Here is a 16,316-nt window from a genome sequence, read left to right on the forward strand (position 1 = left end):
CGTGGCCAGATAGTTTATCATGTCGTCAAGGCTGGAACCTTCCGGCAAAAGGCCACGCCGCACAAGTTCATGGGCCAGGCTGTCGTTGCTCAATGTCTCCCTGGCGCGCGCTTTCGCTCCGCGTGTTTTGGCAAACACTCCCTTGCCGTAACGCGCCGCGATGGCATTTACCGTGTCCTGGCCGTACGCCTCGCGAATCGCGGCGCGATCAAGCAGGCCATAGACAGTGTCCGCGATGGGGTTGCCACGTCTTCCTTCGCTCTCGATCTGACGCAGATCCATTGCTTCCCGGCCAGGCGCGTCATACAAAAAGGCAGCACGCACGCTTTCAAATTCGTCCGGGCTCATATCCCGGAATCCGGCCAACCGGCTTTCCAGCCATGCCCCAGGCTCCATGCCGAACATGGGGGCCATCACTTCGGCGTGCGCTCCCAGGACATCGCTCACGGCCTCCGCATCCTGAACGGAAAAACCCGCCCCTTTTAGCTGCTCCCTGAATTCTCCAGTCCAGTCCCGCCAGCGCTGCCGTCGGGCAATATCCATATCAGCATCGTCAACGAGCCCCAGAAACGTCTCAGCACGCGTTATCAGCGGCCTGCCCGGCCCCCCTTCCTTTCCGAATCCAGACAGAAAAAAATCATCAGGAGTTTCTTCAAAGGCGTGCCAACCGGAATTGAGAAAATCGTTGTCCAGGCTTCCATATTCACTTTCCACGGCCAGACGGGCTTTTTCCCGCTCGTCGGCTTCGCGTAACAGTTCTTCATGCCGCAAGCGAGCCTGCCGGGCCAGACGGTCTTGCGCCTCAATTCGACGGTTACCCAGATACCCGTGTATGCCGCCGCCGAGAGCGCCAAGACCGCCGCCCAGCGCAGCGCCGAATGCCATATCCAGAAGAAAATCGGTGAATCCCAGGTCTTCACCGCGCGCCCGAAGGTCGGGGAAAACAATGGCATCAGAAAGCGCCGCGCCCGCCGCTCCCTCCACAACTCCAGCCTTGGCCCCGGACTTGACGGCGGTTTTAATGCCTGTTTTTCCGGCTATAGATGCCGCATGCATGCCGCCACCCAACGGAAGCGCATTCACCGGGTCCGGCAGACTGCCCAGCAAGGTGGCTCCGAAGCTCAACGCTTTCATGCCCAAGCCGTACACTTCATCCCCATTGGCAATAAGCGCTTCACGATACCGCCGCTCATCGAAGTTTTCAGCCATGATCCGCGCTCGTGTCCGGGTCATGTCAGGACGATATGCAATCTCTTTCCTGTAGAAAGGCGAAGCCTTCCAGGCTTCCTCACTCATGGCATGAGCGTGGCGGACTCCAGGCGTATCCGGGAACGTGCCGAACATGTCACGCGCTTCCTGCTGGGGGAGATAGTCGGGGTCATATGTGCCCTCTGACTTTTCCGCTTCCAGAATGGCGTCTTCTTCCATCACCCGTCCAGTAAGGGTTTCGTCAAAGGCCTTTGCCGTATGCGCTCCAAGATATTCGCCTCGTGTGGGCTCCTGCAAAAGAGGCGCGCCCGCAAGGTTTCGAGGGTCAAATACGGGGCGATTGATGAATGCAGATTCAAAAACCATGCTATTCCTCGTTTTCTTCTGCCGCTTTTTGCATACGGGCATGAGGCCCTTCTTTGACTATGGCATGCAAATCAAAACGAATCGGCGTGCCGTCAGGCTGCAAAACAAGATTACCTTGCCACGGGTCCAGCAACATGGCCTCTCTTCCGTCACCCGCGCTGATGACAGTTCCAGTATTCACCATGCTGAGAAGGTTTGCGGCGTAATTTCTGCCCTGTGGCGTTTTGGGTTCTTTCACAAGATCGGCTATCAGCTTTTGGGCGATTCGCTCTCGATCCTGATTGATCGCGTAGGCCGCATCATCAGCGTCAATTCCTTCTGTTTTGGGAATTAACAATATACAATTACTGTCCGCCACCAGTGAAAAGGCGTTCTCCAGCCCCTTGCTGTCCATGCCTAACAGCAAGGCGTTTTTCATGGCGTTCTCCAGCCCCATGGCCATGTCGCGCAAGACTCTGTTGGTGGGATACTTTTGCGCGGCGGCATAAAACACGGACATGAAATCAGAATTGGCAACTGTATCTTCTGCCTGCTTCTTCGTGTCATTGTCGACTTTTGGAATATCCGAAGGTTTGAGCGTGGCCGCCGAAAGCCACAAGGCTGCGTCCTTTTGCGGGAGAATCGGCAAAACAGGCGTAATGGCCATGACAGCTTCCGGCATTTTCATTTCAGCCAGCATCTGTTGCGAGTATTCCCCGCCGGATTGCCGTATCTGTTGCAGCCATTGCAGTTGCTGATCAGGCGTAGCCTGCTTGTCATATTCCATCCGCATTTGCTTGGCCTGCGACTCAGAAAGCACGCGTGGCATAAAACCAAGCCCCTTGCCTATTTTTTCCTGCAAAATCAAACTGCGGCGCGTGCGCTCCTGAAAATCCACATCATCCTGCATACCAGGTAATGCGCTTACATAACCCGCCGGATCATCAATAAAGGTTTTTTTTCGACGTTCGATCTCGGTATCAACCCTGCTCCGCATGGCCACGGCATCTTTGGCGTTGTCAGGAGTTACCAATGTATCAATAGACTTGTGTGCAGCTGCGGCCTGTTCCAGCAACGGCAAGCCCTGCGTTCCATCCAGCACCGCCCAGGCTTGTTTGGACAAGGTAAGCTGTGCTTGCAGTTCGGCTGCTTCCTTGTGCGCTCCAAGGCTTGCCAGTTTGGAAATGGTTGCTTCGGCTGGAGAGAAATCCCCTTTGTCCATGCCATAAGCAATCTGGTTGTCAAAAGCGGATGCGGTCAAATTTGCTTCCTGCGTCTGCTTGCGTCTACCCGCATCAATCCAGCCCTGAAACTTCATCCTGTCGGCGGGTGAGAGGCCGAAGAGAGAGGGGGCCGCGCCAGGCGCGGAGTTGGACTTGTAAGCTGACAAGATATCAGCCTCTTCGCGTTTGAAGCGGGCCTGGACGGCTGCCCGGACCTCCGGACTGGAAGAGCTGAATCGCGTGCCGCGCTCGGCATACACCGCACGCACAAAATCATCGTCGCTCATGCCTTCGCGCCACGCGCGCCGAAGCAGTTTGCCGGCGCCGCCCCCTCCGTGCTGCACAGCGGTGGACCAGACCATTTCCTGTAACGCGGCGGAACCGGAAACCCTGGCCGCAAGAGATTCAGGCAGGGCGTCAAGAGCCGGTTGGTAGTGGGTTTTCTCCACATATTCCCGCTGCGCCTCCTCCAGCAATGCGGGGTTGGCGCTGGCTTCCTTTTTCCACTGAGCCGGGAATGCCCCCTCCTTGCCGCCGGTGTTGGCCGGGCCGGCGGCGCGTAAACGCCGGGCGATTTCAGCATGCTCGCCGCCCTTGCTTTCAAGCAGGGAAAGGAACTCGCCCAATGACCCCTGTTTGCTGGAAAGCTGGTATTTCCCGTACGACGTGCCGCCGTTCTCGTCATAACCGATAGCGGCAATGCCTTCCTTGCCGGACTCGTAGCGGGCCACGCCGTCACCGACACGCCCCCCGCCGCCGTACTGATGCAGCAGACGCTGAGCGCCGGCCATGTCGCCATTGGCGATGGCCTGCTGGATGGACATGCCCAGCACGGCGGAACGCGCGTCGGCAATCCCTTTGGCCATGGCTTCAGGGCCGTAGCCCTTTCGCCCAAGCGCGCTTTTTATGTGCCATTCGGCCTGAGCGGCGTTTTTGATGAACTCTTCGGGATTGTTGTAGCTCCGGGCCGCCAGTCTCGCGAACATATCGGCGGCGGCGCTGTTTTCCCGAAAACTCCAGGCATCGTACTGATCGCCCTTGTATTTCCGGGCTTTCAGCATATTGCCAGCGTCAAACTCCCTGATGCGCACGTCAAATAAATTTCCGGCCAGCGAGCCCTTGTAGTCGCCCAGCACTTCCTCGCGAATCTGCTGGCTGCGCCGGGCCAGCTCCTTGTCCGCGTCAAAAGCGGCATCGCCCTTGCGGGTCAGGATGCCATCTTCTCCGTACATGGCGTCATTAACTCGCGTATGGTACTCTACCAGCAGCTGAGTGGCCTTGGTCTTGGAGTAATCCTCATAGGCGCGTACGCCCGTCTGCACGGCCCTGTCCGCAGCTCCAGCGAGATTGCCCAGCGCTTTGGCGGATGACTCCGTCGCCGCCCCGGCTATCTGGCCGCCGGCATCGGAAAGCCTGGCCGACATATTCGCGCCGGGCGTGTAGGGTTGATTGCCGCCCTGATAGGTGGGCAGAGCCCCGCCGCGCCCCCTGTTGGGAATTGCCAGCATGTTGCCGTATACGCCCGCCATGCAAGCTCCTTATATACTGGCCCATCTCCCGGAAGGATGCCGCATCCCGGTCAATTTGCCATTCTGTGTCTTATCCCAGTTGGTCTCGACCGTTGTCGACTGTTGGGAAAGGTAATTCCCCCAGGTGCTCCCCATGCTGGCAATGCCGCCCAGGGCCGTTCCCGCCGCGCTCATCCATCCGGCATTGCCGGCGGCGTCAGCCCTGGCGTCATACCCTGCGGCCTGCGAGCCATGGTTCCACGCCTGAATCTGTGACTGATAGGCGCTGTCAACGCCCCGATTGTACAGATTGAGCGCGTCAATCTCGCCCTGGGCCGCCGTGTCGGCCTGCAAGTCAAGGTTGCCGCCCACATCCACGGCCGCGCCGGAAGCGCCTGCCGCCGCGCGTTGCCGGCCAATGAGTTTGGCCGTCTCCTGCCGCTTGGCGACCATGTTGTCATAGCCTTCCTTGCGCTGGGCGCTGGCCTGCTCTTCCGCAAGCTTCTGGTTCTGCCTGGCAACGTCAGCCTGATATTCCGCCTGCGACTGCTGGGCCTTGCTCTGCTGGATGGATGAATACACGCCAATGCCCGTGCTCAACGCCGTGCTGGCAAGAGTGATGGCGGTTACCGCTCCCGCGCTGAGTCCCATAGCTACACCTCCCCGAAATCCACATCCGCCATGACGGCCACCAGCCGGAAAGGCATGGGCCTGTCCTGCATCAGCCAGAGCGTTGTATCCGCGTCCTGGCCGGACGGAAGAATGATTTCAATGTCGCCGCTGAAAGGCTGACACGCCTCGCCGTAATTATTCGGCAGAAAGGGCAGGTCGAAACTCTCGCGGCCCTTCCACGCCTCCACGTCAAACAGATCTCCAGGTCGTGTGGCCGCGTATTTGCCGCCTACGGAACGAAACACCCGCAACAGGCACTTGCCATAGGCTCTGCGCTTGCCCAGGGTGGAACCACGTTGCGTGTCCGTTTCAATGGGCAGGGGCGACAGAATTGAGACATAGTTAAGCCCCACGGTGACAGTTTTGGCGGCATACGGCAGAATTATCTTCCCGTCCGTCACCACAAGCCCTTCCACGGGAGAGCCTTCAGCCAGTACGGCCACTTCGCGTCCTTCCAGGTGAGACAGCCCGCTGACTGCCTCCACGGCGTCGCCACTGCGCATGGTCAGCCCGCAATCCACAAAAAAGGCGTCTTCAATGGCATCCGCATCCCTGAAGCGCGAGGCCATGCGCTCCAGACAATATTTCTTTGCCCCGCCCGCCATGCGCTCCACAACCAGCATGATCACGTCTTCCCGCTCTCCGGAGATTGCGGCCACGGACAGCACCTTGCCGTCAGTGACATGACGGCTCCACCCGTAGACATTTTGCTCTTTCATGTAGGTCAGACAAAGCAGCGTCCCGTCATTGCGCACAGCCCAGATATTTGAGCCGGGAGACTGCTGGAACGCCCACTGCACGATACGATGCGATTCCACCAGATGCGGAGCGAGCAAAGAGAGGTCATTGCCCGCGTATCCATCCGACTCCCAGGAGTAGAACAGGTCGCGCACATGAGAGCCGGAACGCTGGCAGTGCATTACGGATTGCCCGATTATTATGGGCATCAGCCCTGAGCTGCCCCAATAAGACTGCACACTGATCTGAATATCACTGGAGGTGATGGCCGCGCCGCTGGATGTCGCCTTGTATTCCGCGCCGCTGGTGCCGATAAGCAGATCGCCGAAGCTGGCAAGCCACTTGATTTCGTCAATGCTGCCCGACGCCAGCATGTATTCCACAGGGTCGTCGTCCTGAAGGGGGCGCGACTTGCGAAAGTTTTCGTAATCGCCCGTTCTGGACATGAAAAACGAGGCGGGATTATCCTTGGTGCCCCCCAGCACAAGGCGCTGCTGATGAAACGTCACTGTGGAGGGGTTATTGCCGTTCTCGAAGGGGTTCCAGTCCTCCTTGGGCGTGGTGGCCGTATCCGGTTCAAAGTTCTGATCCTGAAAACTTGTTGTTTTGCTGACTCCCAGAAAGCCGTAATAGCCCGCGCTTTCGCGGTATATGTTGTATTCCGTCGCTCCCGGCACGGATGGCCAGGACAGATTGACATGATTGCCGACCACCCAATCCGTAGGATATTTGCCTGTTGTGGACCCCACAGGCGACGCCAGGGATTCGACCCCGTCAGCATCCACAGCGGTCACCACATAACGCAACGTGTAATTGAGCGTGGCGCTGTCGTCAGCATTATCCCGGACAAAGGAAACGGAAAGACTGGCCGGCGCGGCGATGCTCCTGTTTAACGCCACCTCTTCCAGCGCCCATTCGTAATCCGGCGCCGCGCCGGAACGCGTGAGCCGGCTGAACGCATAGTTTTTGTGCGCCAGATAGACAATATCCCCGGCCTGCGCCACAGACAGGCTGTACACATCATCGAGGGCATAGGGGCTTTTTATATCCACGTCCGCAATAAGGCCATCCGCGCTGGCGACCTTGATTCCTCCTTCCTGAAAGATCAGCACAAAGTTGTTTTCAGGCTCGGTGTTGAACTGGAACGGAATCAGTACTGACTCGGCTCCAAGGTCGGCCACAAAACGCGTGCCGGGCCTGCGTTCAATATCCCCGTGCAGATTGGGGATAAAATTTTCGCAGCATTGCAGGAAAGAGCCGAACTTCTGTAGATCATACCTTGCGCAGAGTGAAGGCGTCACTTCGCCTCCGGTGAAATTGCGAAAAGCTATGCGTGACATATGCTTCCCCTACCTCAACTCCGGCGGCGACTGTCGCCCAAGGCGCTCGGATTCGTAGGACTCCTTGCAATGGTTCCGGTCGCCGAAGAGCCTGGCCGCGCCGTCAATGAGCTTGCGCGGCCAGGCCCGACGCCCGGCGATGTCCCAGCGCCAGGCCCGGCTGGACAGGGTCTCGTCCGGCCAGCCGCCCAGGATGGCGTTGGCAAGCTGGTCAACGCCTATGAGAACGGCCTTGCCATAGCCCATGTCCCCCGGCACGGCTTACAGCCCCCAGCGGGTCAGCAGCTCTTGCACGGCCTCCACGCCGGGCGCGGACTCCACCAGCGCCTTGCGCGCGCTGCCCTCAGCCATTTTTGCGGCCTTGTGGGTCAGGGCCGCCGCATACAGCGGCAAAAAGGTCGCCGCCGTCAGTTGCAATACCACCAGTTCGCCGCCCGTCTCCGGCGTGTAATTGCGGTAGGCGTTCCAGGGCGTGGACGTAGGTATGGCGTCGGATGCGGCGGCAGCGCCCAACTGCATGGCGATGGCGCTGTCAGCGAAGTTCTGCTGGTCAAAGCTGTCATAGCTGAAATGCAGCGTTTCCGGCGCGCCCGTGCCGGGGTCGGTCTCATAGTCAAAGCCCGCGATGATGGCCGCGCTTGTGGCGGCGTCAACCGTGCGCAGGGCGTCGGATTTCACATCCTCCAACACAGGCGCGGGCAACTCGCTGAGCAGATACAACTTGCCGTCGGGGCCGGTCACAACTTCTTCCGGCGCGACTTCCGAACCGGGAAACTGCCAGTCGGCGGCCGACTCTATGTAAGCACGATCCTTGTCATACTTCAGATATTTCATGATGCGCTCCATTCGCTGCCTGCGGCTGGCATGAAAAAGCAATAGGTTTCTTTTATATTCAGTTTTTGAGTATATAACTTCATACCAGCCTGTACCGGAACAGTTGCTCCGGAACCATATCCAAGAGTAAATCCTATCTGATAAAGATATTTATTTGAATCAAGATCAAATAAATATAGGTAATTATCCACATTACTGGCTGAAGGAATGCCCCTGATGGCAATAAAGCCATCGGCGGGAACCGTATAGGGATCCTTCCCCTCCGTGTTTAAGGGTATGGCAACGGCCACCGCCCGAGATATATCCGGCGCGGCATAGCTCGGCACCTCAGCGGAAGCTACCTTGTCAGCCACGGCATTTTGGGCTTCAACCGCCTTGTTATACGCCGTCTTGACGGCATTGGCCGTTGCCGCCTGTGTGGTGCTGGCGCTGGTCACGGTATTGTTGAGCCGGACAAGGCCCTCCTTGGTGGTGGTCGCCGACACCACCTTGCCTTCCAGCGTTGCCACGCGCTCAACTATTCCTGGCGACGCCCCGGAGTTTTCCAGCGCATCAATGCGCTCATTCTGGCTTTTCATCTCCGTGCCCACCCGTGTCGCAAGGCTTTGAACATTGTCTGCCAAGGACATACTCACTCCCTGTGTTTACGCGCCAAGCGCGGTTTCAAACGCGGTCACAAAATTAGTCGTGGTGCTGCCCACATTGCCGGTCAGGGTGTTGATCGCCGAGGTATTGCCGGCGGCAACGCCTTCCACCGCCGTGACGCGATTCGTCAGGCTGGTTACATCGGACGCGGCGGACGCGCCGATATTGGCGCGGGCCTGCTCCTTCTGCTCGTCGGTCAACGTCTGGGCCGCGTCGTACTTCACGTGGCCGGCGGCCAGGGCCTCCAGAGCGTCAATGGCGCTCTGATTGGTCTGGATCAGGTCGGCCAGCTCCTTGAGCGTGTCGTAGGCTTCGCCCGCGCCGCCAAGCAGGTCGGCCTTCAGGGCGTTGCTGGCGGCCAGGATTTCACTGGCGATTTTGGAGCTGGAATAGGTTGTGCTGGTGGAGGCGTTGGCGTCGTCAATATTGGAGGCGTTTTCCAACGCGGCCTGAAGTTCGTTCAGGGCGGCCACCAGATTGCCCTTTTCCGTGGTGGTCAGGTCGGCCAGCGCGCCGATTTTGCTGTGCAGGGTTTTGCATTCCGCGCCCACGCGGGTGGCAAGAGAGGATACGGATTCAGACAGGGAAGCCATGACGTTACTCCTGTGGTTGGATGGTTGTGGCGGAATCGCCAAGAGCCGCTTCAAAGAGGGCGACAGGATCGGATTTTACCATCAGCGCATCCTCGACATTGCCGCCGTCCGACAGTATGACCTGCGCCCCCGTGGTACGGGGGTTGACCACATAAAGCTTGTCGCCGCGTTTGTGCGTGAGCGGCATGTCCAGAGATGGCAGAGTGGTGATATCCATAAAAACTCCTTGCGGTGATCATGCTGCGAGAAGCTTGCGACGTCTCCCGCAGAGAGTTGTTGAGGGCTGGTCGGGAGAAGACGGACAGGGGTCGGGGCAATGCGCGTCCAGCCCGATAAAGTAAAAGCCGTCAACCTCCGGAACCATTTTCAGGGTCTGCGCCGTGTTGAGCGGCAATGCGCAGGTGGCCGGCACAGCCAGCGAGGGGTCCACGAAATAAAAGCCGTCCGGCGCATCCTCCAGCAAACCGGCATCCCGAATCACGGCAATGCCCTTGCCGCAGGCCGCCGCCTGCGCCTTGCGCGCCGCGCGTTCGGCATCTGTTGCCGCTTCTTCGGCGCGGTCCGCCTGCTCTGTGGCCTCCTGGGCGGCATCCCCGGCAACGCCGGCCTGTGTCGCGGCGCTGTAGGCGTAGACCTGGGCCTCACGCACCGATGCAACCGCCGCATCCGCCATGGCCGCGCTTTCAGCCGCCGACTCCCTGGCTTTATCCGCGGCGTCGCTCGCAGCCTCTTCCGACGCCTGCACCTTGCGCGCCACGTTGCTGGCCACAGACCAGGCATTAAGGCGATTGCCCGCCGGTATATCCAGCAGCATCCTGACGGTGCGCGATGCGGTATCCGTTTCGCCCACCTCTTCAAAGGATACGCCCCTGTACAGCTCCACGCCTTCCCAGCTGAGGCGCAGAGCGTTGCGGCCTACCAGATAGGTTATCGGCAGAGACAATTCCTGTCCTGCGCTGAGCGCAGCCGTCAGCGTCATGGTTGCTTCCAGGTTTTCCGCGCCCTGGGCAATGGCGGCGATCTGTTCCGCGCGTTCCGCCGCGTCCTCGGCCCGGTCGGCCTCGTCGTGCGCCCGTTCAACCTCGCGCTCAAAGGTCAGCACATGCCCGCTGGCCAGGTCGTTAAGACGATCCGCCTGGGCGTCGCCCTCCTCCCGCACCTCCCGCAAGGCGGCGGCTTTGATTTCCGCCGTTTCAGCGGCGGACGCCTGCGCCTCTCTGGCGCTCCGCGCCGCCTGGGCGGCGGATGATGCCGCGTCGTCCTTGGCGTCAAGCAGCTCCTGCCCATACTGTTCAGGCGTGATGCTGCTTGTAGCCGGCATCTGAATGGACCGTGACGCCACTTCCAATAACTGCTGACGTTCAGCGGTAGCGGTATCCAGCGCCCGCTCAATAACTTCAGGATCAAAACGTGAGCCAGTGATAAGGTTCACATTTTGCACAAATGGCATGTCGCGGGTGATGGCCAGTGTCCAGCCGGAGGGCAACGGGCTGCCGTCTTTCTGATAGGTCACGCTGCCGCCAGAGTCTGACAAGTCCGCCGTCCACCCTGTCGCGGTCGTGATCACGCCATCAGGCGACGATATTGTGACCTTGAGCTGTGAGGAGTCCCACACCTTGAAAGAAAAAGGGAAAACCGTTGTCAGGCCATTCCCGGTGTAGGTATTTTTGCTGAGGGTACTTTCAATCGTCATTACCACACCCCCCTCATTGCCAGCCAGCCATCAGCGCTTTTCTTCTCAGCTCTCTCACTTGCTGCCTGCCCTTCGCTTTTTTGGACAGCCATTTGATAAAGCTGTTCCAGTTCCCGCACCTTGTCCGGATTGTTCTTGAGCAAAGGCACGACAATCAGGGCGGCAAGCTTCTTCGCCATGGCCAGCACAAACAGTTCATCCCAGCGCGAGATATCCTCAACATCAAAGGAGCAGGCGGCAAAAGCCGGAGAGAGGTCGCACAGCAACAATTGCCCGGCAGCATCGCTTTCCAGCCGGAATGGCGGCCTGTTGCCGGATCGCTGCCCTGAACCGTACACCGCATGCACCTTGAGGCATTTATCCGGCAAAGCATAGGCATACCGCCATTCATGGGCATACGCATCGGGCATGGATTTTTCCGCCAGAGCAACACGCCGTGTGGCAAAGCTGTACGGATAGTCGCGCAAAGCTGAACGGCGCGCCCTGTCCCAATACAAAGCGCACTGAATGGCTTCCGTTGTCCGTTCGGTGGCGGATGCTATGGTTCGCGTGCCGATGAAGCCAAGCGCCATATTGAAGATATCTATCTTGCTTGCCGTTGAAGCCATGATTGCGCCTTTCGCCCCCGGCCCGCGCGTGTCCCGCGAACCGGGGGCCGCCTGTTTTCGCTAGCCCTTGACCGCGCCGCCATCGATGTACATGCCGGGAACATAGGGCATATCCTCCTCGCGCGTCAGCGCCGCGAAGATTTTACCGGACCCGTCGCCGCCGGTGACGGCGTATTCCAGCTTCAGCCATGACTTGGTCGCGAAGCTGGGCAGAAAACGCCAGCTCAGGATTTTGCCGGTCTTGAGGTCATCCTGTTCCCAGGCCAGGCAGGCATTGGGCACATCCTCATATGTGCCGTCCTTGCTGTCGGCCTGCTTGAGCTGCACTTCCAGCGCCGTGACGGCGGCATCTTCCGCGAGAATCCGGATGCACATGGGAATGGGCCGCATGCGACCGGGAATCAGAAAGGATGTCAGGCCCACCGCGGCGGAATCGCCCGAAGCCAGGCTTGCCCCATCGGAAAAAACCAGATTGGAATCAATGATCATAACGCCTCCTATTTCAGCGCGGATTCAGCGGAAGAAATGACATCGCACTGGCGAATGGGCCGCCCGTGCAGATTCGGCACGGCCTTGGAGGCGAAGAACTCGCCATAGACCAGATGGACATTGCCCGCGTCGGTGGATTGCAGCTCAAGCGCGGTGAGCACATCCTGGTTGCAGTACCAGATTGCCTTGTCGCGCATGTTCTGGGGCATCATGTTCTTCGCCCTGATGGTCAGCCCCTGCAAATCGAGGAAGCCGGCTTCGCCCTTGCGCAGGGTGAGCTTTTCGACGGGAATGTTCGCAAGACGCACCACGCTGCGCCAGTCGCGCACGGCAAGGCCGCAGCGCCATTTGTACAGGTCGCCAATGCACTGGAATTTGTTTCCGCTGTCATCGGTTGTCATGTACTCGCCAAGGTCCTTGTTGCTCAGGCCGCCAGTACTGCCCTTGGGATAGATGCCATGACAGGTGTTGGCCCCCCAATTTACCAGATACATGGACGTGCATTTGTTGCCTGTGCCCCCGGCGTCAAGCACATGCGGGCTGTCCTTGCTCGGATAGCGCATGGCCAGGCCGTTGAACTCGTCCGGGTTCAGATTGCTGTTCCCGTAAAAGAGAGTGCTCGCCACTTTCTGGCGCATGGCTTCGGCAAAGGCCATGCCCTCGGAAAGGCGGAATGCCCTGGCCTTGTCGCCGTAAAGCTCGATCTCGGCCACGTCCAGTTCCATGCGGGCTTCCAGCATGCCGCACGCTTCCACAACCTGACTCCATTGCGATTTGGAAGGCGGCGTGCCACGGTACAGCCTGCGCCAGTAGACTTCGGGCAAACCCGTGCGAATGCGGGTCTTGTGCCCTTCACTCTGGTTTGACTCCATCCAGGTGATATCCGAGAGAATATCATTGGTCTGATTCATCAGCTCAATAATATCGCCCGCCGGCTGACCCTTGTAGAAATCCTCCAGTTCGGCCAGCGTGGCGACAAGCCCTTTTTCGTATGCCATTTGTTTCTCCTTGGCGTTTTAAGATTACATATTGGGATACATCCGCTCTTCCAGCGGGATGCGTCCTCCCTTTCCGCCCTGGCCCACAAAATCATGCTCGTTCATGGCTTTGCCCACACGGGCTATCGCCCGTATGATTGCCGGATTGTGCTGATACCTGGTTTCCCGCAGCATGGCGCGCAAACTGCCGTCAGGGTCAAAGACGTCAAGGGCGCGCCTGGCATTGGAAAGAGTGTCCTTCCAGTGGGATCCGCCAAACTCCTGATCAGCCTGTATCTCTTTTTCCCAGCCTTGCAGTGTGGCGTTCTCCTGTTGCCGCATGGCCCCGGTCACTGCCGCATGGAAATCCTTGTGCCAATGCAGCATGCCTTCAGCCTGTTCCTTGCTCAGCCCCAATTCGCGGGCCTTGGCCGTGAAGCTGGTCAGGTTCTCGGCTGGCAGGGGGAAGTCTTCGGGGGCCGCAAGCTCATACGCTTCGGGTTCGGCGGAAGCCTTGCCAGCATCCTTGTCCGCCTCATTACCTTGCGCGGAAGGAGCGCCGGGGTCATCCGCTATGCCGCCACTGTCCTGTCCTCCGTCATCAGTGGGGGGAGTGTCCGCAATGCCATTCATGTTCGCGCCTGCGGCGCTCTGAGCGCCATCGGCAATGCCGCCGCCATCGCCCGAAACAAGTTCTTCAGCCATTATTCACCTCTTTGAACAGGAAAGATGTTTCTTCCGCTTCCACGCACAAGGACAGCACGGAAAGCCCTATCACGCGCTTGCCTTCCTCAAATGCCGCCTGTGCGTGATCGTGCGGGTATTTCGCCTGAAAAGCGCCGCTAATCCGCATCAACCAACACAAAAAATATTGGCCGTCAGGGCTTTTTGCCAGTTCGCGCGCCACACTGGTAAGCCTTGCCTGATGGATGGCTTGCTTTTCCCGCTGTTCATCAGCGTTGTGCGTCGAATTAAAATCCCATGTATCCATTACACAGCCCCCATGCCGCCAAGCAACGCGCCCATCAAGGTTTGTCCGTCAGCGCCAACTGGCGTTTGCCCCAGGTTCTTGGCCGCCGCCGTCATATCCACAGCCTGCTGTGTCGCCGCCATAGCTTCCGCCTGCTGCTGTTGCGCGGCCTGAGCCTGGGCCTTGCGCTGCCTGATTTGCGCCACTGACTGATCATCCCGCACACAGCTTTCAGGCATGCCCACACGCTCCAGATATCCCTTGGCCAGGGCGTCGGTATCCAGAATGTCAATGACATCCGGCGCGGCTTGAGCCAGTTGGAAGACAAAAGCCATGCCCTGATCCATGGAACTTGTCGCCGTCAATTTCTGCGCCTGGGCCAGCACGGATTCAAAGGACACTTCCAGTTCGGCGAACTCCATGCCGTCAGGCAGTGCCGGCAGTGCCCCGTATTGCCCCATGAGCATGTAGGTGCGGATAATCAGCGGTTCCAGAAGTTCTTTGTGCAGACGTTCCACAACAGGGCCGACCAGGATCATCTTTTCCTGCTGCTTGGCCTGTATTTCCGTGGCTGTGATTTGACGGCGGTCGTCGTCAATGAGCATTCTGAACAAATCGACATAAAGGCCATCGCTGACAATTTTTTCAACGGCCTGAACTCCCTGCATGGTGTAATTGAGCGCTTGCGGCTCAGGTTGCTGAATGGGCACAATGGGAGCGCCGTTGCTGGTCAGCATGCCCATGTTGACGTAATTCATACCGCCCGGGTTGATATCCACTCCATAAGACTGCACGGATGAATCCGCCGCCATGGGGGGATCGGCAATCTTGTGTTGCATTTTGCGCAGCGTGGCGGTCATGGCCTGCAGCATCTTGCAATCCGGGGCCACGTCCATGGCCGGGGAACGCCCGTAGACATCCGCGCCGTTTATGTCCCAGCGCGGCGCAAAGGCCGGAAAAGAATCGTAACCGCCCTCGGAAAGTATGGAATCCTTGCCGCCTGTCCCGGCGTCAGACAGCCAGTAGACAGACGCAAAAGGCTTGCCCTGCGGCCCGAGACGGCCAGGCGTGTAATCTTTGCGCGGAAATACACCGTGAATGACGCTGAAACGCGTCACGCCGCCCTGACCGTTCACCGGCTTTGCGGCCAGGCGCACGCTTTCCGGCACAGCCTCGTCACCCCACTGGTCAACAATCTGCCGCGCGGTCATGTGCATGCGCCGGAAAAACGTGTCCACTTCATTTTTGCCGTTCACGTCCAACACATATTCGCCAGCGCGCACCAGATGAAAATGCAGGCCGCCGCCGTCCGCCGTTTCAATCAGCAGGCCAGTGCCAAAGGTTCCAAGATCCGCGTAGAGTCCATGCACGGCATTGTAAAAATTTGATTCGTGCAGCACCCGTTGCATTCTGTTTGTCACTTCTTCCAGCCAGCTGTTGAGCCCTGGCGTGCCATCGGCATCATGACCTTTGGCCGTCAATCTGAACCACGGGCGCACCGGGCTGGTCATGCCGCCTTGCATGCCTGCGGCCAGGGTGCGCATGGCCAGCACGCCGTAGGAATTGACCAGCCTGCCGTTGAGCTTGGGCTGGCGATGCGCGGTACTGTCAGTATCCGAACGCCAGCGATACGGCAAAAAGAGCTCGGAAAGCGAACTCCACGCCGTGTCCCACCCGCTGCGTTCCGTGCGCAAGGCTTCATAGCGCCGGTTAAGCTCATTGACATTCAGCGCCATAAGATCATCCCAGGGTTGTTTTGCCGCCGCTGTCAGTCGTTGCCAGTCCGCCGCGCGTCGTCATGATGCTTGAGGCCAGACCACGGTTTTTGCGCTGTTTGTCCTTTTGCGCCTGTGCCGCCGCAGTCGCGCCAGCGCTCAAACTCTTGGTAGCCTGCTTTTCCGGCGCCGGCTCAACGTCCGGCGCGCTGTATCCGCCGCCAAATCCCATGCTTATTCCTCCCGCTTGATGGTTGCCCGTATGCTGTCCGGCGTGGCCAGCACCAGAGCCCCATCCACAAACGCTTGTTTGCGCGTGTACCAGCACATGCCAGGCACGCGGCCCAACTCCCTGAATCCCAAACAGGACAGCATCTTGAGAATATGCCTGTTGGGGGTAGCCACTCTGCCCAGAAAAGACGCCACATCCAGATGCTCACAGGCCCAAAGCAAAGCCCCCCGACACAAATCCTCAGCCTGCGAGAAATAGGGCCTGAATGCCGTCAGCCCTATTTCAGCCGTCAGACTGCGCGCCGTCACAGGGCGCAAGGTCATGACCCCGGCTGGAACTCCGTCAATGGAACCGCCAAGCACCAGAGTATCCGGCCTGGAGAGCAGATTTACAAAAACATCCGGCGTCCAGTCCTCGGCATCCACATCAGGCCAGACAGCCCAGAGCAAATTTTCTTCGCGCAGCACGTCATAAATGTCGCGGTACTGGCGTTCGTGCAGCAAGACTGTGTAGGCCATCTCCATT

17 protein-coding genes are annotated in these 16,316 nt (G+C 59.0%); all 17 read right to left on the reverse strand.

Annotation, left to right across the window (positions count from 1 at the left end; genetic code table 11):
* Positions 1-1,575, reverse strand: a 1,575-nt coding sequence (locus tag ACQRA4_RS06815) for a hypothetical protein (RefSeq protein ID WP_427822344.1), incomplete at its 3' end; no start/stop codon positions are given.
* A 1-nt stretch (position 1,576) separates the two neighbouring features.
* The gene (locus ACQRA4_RS06820; RefSeq protein ID WP_427822345.1) at positions 1,577-3,913 is read right to left on the reverse strand and encodes a hypothetical protein; all 2,337 of its coding nucleotides are present in this window, start codon (positions 3,911-3,913) and stop codon (positions 1,577-1,579) included.
* 402 nt (positions 3,914-4,315) lie between these two features.
* A complete protein-coding gene (locus tag ACQRA4_RS06825) occupies positions 4,316-4,936 on the reverse strand; it encodes a hypothetical protein (RefSeq protein WP_427822346.1) in 621 nt (206 codons plus the stop codon).
* 2 nt (positions 4,937-4,938) lie between these two features.
* Positions 4,939-7,035: a hypothetical protein gene (locus ACQRA4_RS06830; protein WP_427822347.1), complete on the reverse strand. Its 2,097-nt coding sequence runs from the start codon at positions 7,033-7,035 to the stop codon at positions 4,939-4,941.
* Between the two features lie 9 nt (positions 7,036-7,044).
* Positions 7,045-7,281, reverse strand: coding sequence for a pseudouridine synthase (locus ACQRA4_RS06835; RefSeq protein ID WP_427822430.1), 237 nt, complete (start codon positions 7,279-7,281; stop codon positions 7,045-7,047).
* Between the two features lie 15 nt (positions 7,282-7,296).
* Positions 7,297-7,869 (reverse strand): hypothetical protein, encoded by a 573-nt coding sequence (locus tag ACQRA4_RS06840; RefSeq protein ID WP_427822348.1) that lies wholly within the window; start codon positions 7,867-7,869, stop codon positions 7,297-7,299.
* A complete protein-coding gene (locus ACQRA4_RS06845) occupies positions 7,866-8,498 on the reverse strand; it encodes a phage tail protein (protein WP_427822349.1) in 633 nt (210 codons plus the stop codon). Before ACQRA4_RS06845 ends, ACQRA4_RS06840 begins: the two co-directional genes overlap by 4 nt.
* Before the next feature lie 15 nt (positions 8,499-8,513).
* Positions 8,514-9,107, reverse strand: coding sequence for a hypothetical protein (locus ACQRA4_RS06850; protein WP_427822350.1), 594 nt, complete (start codon positions 9,105-9,107; stop codon positions 8,514-8,516).
* 4 nt (positions 9,108-9,111) lie between these two features.
* Positions 9,112-9,324: a hypothetical protein gene (locus ACQRA4_RS06855; protein WP_427822351.1), complete on the reverse strand. Its 213-nt coding sequence runs from the start codon at positions 9,322-9,324 to the stop codon at positions 9,112-9,114.
* Between the two features lie 18 nt (positions 9,325-9,342).
* Positions 9,343-10,800 (reverse strand): hypothetical protein, encoded by a 1,458-nt coding sequence (locus ACQRA4_RS06860; protein WP_427822352.1) that lies wholly within the window; start codon positions 10,798-10,800, stop codon positions 9,343-9,345.
* A complete protein-coding gene (locus ACQRA4_RS06865) occupies positions 10,800-11,408 on the reverse strand; it encodes a hypothetical protein (protein WP_427822353.1) in 609 nt (202 codons plus the stop codon). The genes ACQRA4_RS06860 and ACQRA4_RS06865 overlap by 1 nt, the downstream gene beginning before the upstream one ends.
* Positions 11,409-11,468: 60 nt before the next feature.
* Positions 11,469-11,897, reverse strand: coding sequence for a Bbp16 family capsid cement protein (locus ACQRA4_RS06870; RefSeq protein WP_427822354.1), 429 nt, complete (start codon positions 11,895-11,897; stop codon positions 11,469-11,471).
* Between the two features lie 8 nt (positions 11,898-11,905).
* Positions 11,906-12,895, reverse strand: a complete 990-nt coding sequence (locus ACQRA4_RS06875) for a major capsid protein (RefSeq protein WP_427822355.1) — start codon at positions 12,893-12,895, stop codon at positions 11,906-11,908.
* A 24-nt stretch (positions 12,896-12,919) separates the two neighbouring features.
* Positions 12,920-13,579, reverse strand: coding sequence for a hypothetical protein (locus ACQRA4_RS06880; protein ID WP_427822356.1), 660 nt, complete (start codon positions 13,577-13,579; stop codon positions 12,920-12,922).
* Complete coding sequence (locus ACQRA4_RS06885) at positions 13,572-13,865, reverse strand: hypothetical protein (RefSeq protein WP_427822357.1); 294 nt, start codon at positions 13,863-13,865, stop codon at positions 13,572-13,574. The genes ACQRA4_RS06880 and ACQRA4_RS06885 overlap by 8 nt, the downstream gene beginning before the upstream one ends.
* On the reverse strand, positions 13,865-15,580 hold the full coding sequence (locus ACQRA4_RS06890) for a portal protein (RefSeq protein WP_427822358.1): 1,716 nt from the start codon (positions 15,578-15,580) through the stop codon (positions 13,865-13,867). The genes ACQRA4_RS06885 and ACQRA4_RS06890 overlap by 1 nt, the downstream gene beginning before the upstream one ends.
* A gap of 213 nt (positions 15,581-15,793) precedes the next feature.
* Positions 15,794-16,315: a hypothetical protein gene (locus ACQRA4_RS06895; RefSeq protein ID WP_427822359.1), complete on the reverse strand. Its 522-nt coding sequence runs from the start codon at positions 16,313-16,315 to the stop codon at positions 15,794-15,796.
* Between the last annotated feature and the right edge of the window lies 1 nt (position 16,316).

It is taken from the genome of Desulfovibrio sp. SGI.169 (assembly GCF_050313595.1).
GTDB lineage: Bacteria > Desulfobacterota > Desulfovibrionia > Desulfovibrionales > Desulfovibrionaceae > Desulfovibrio.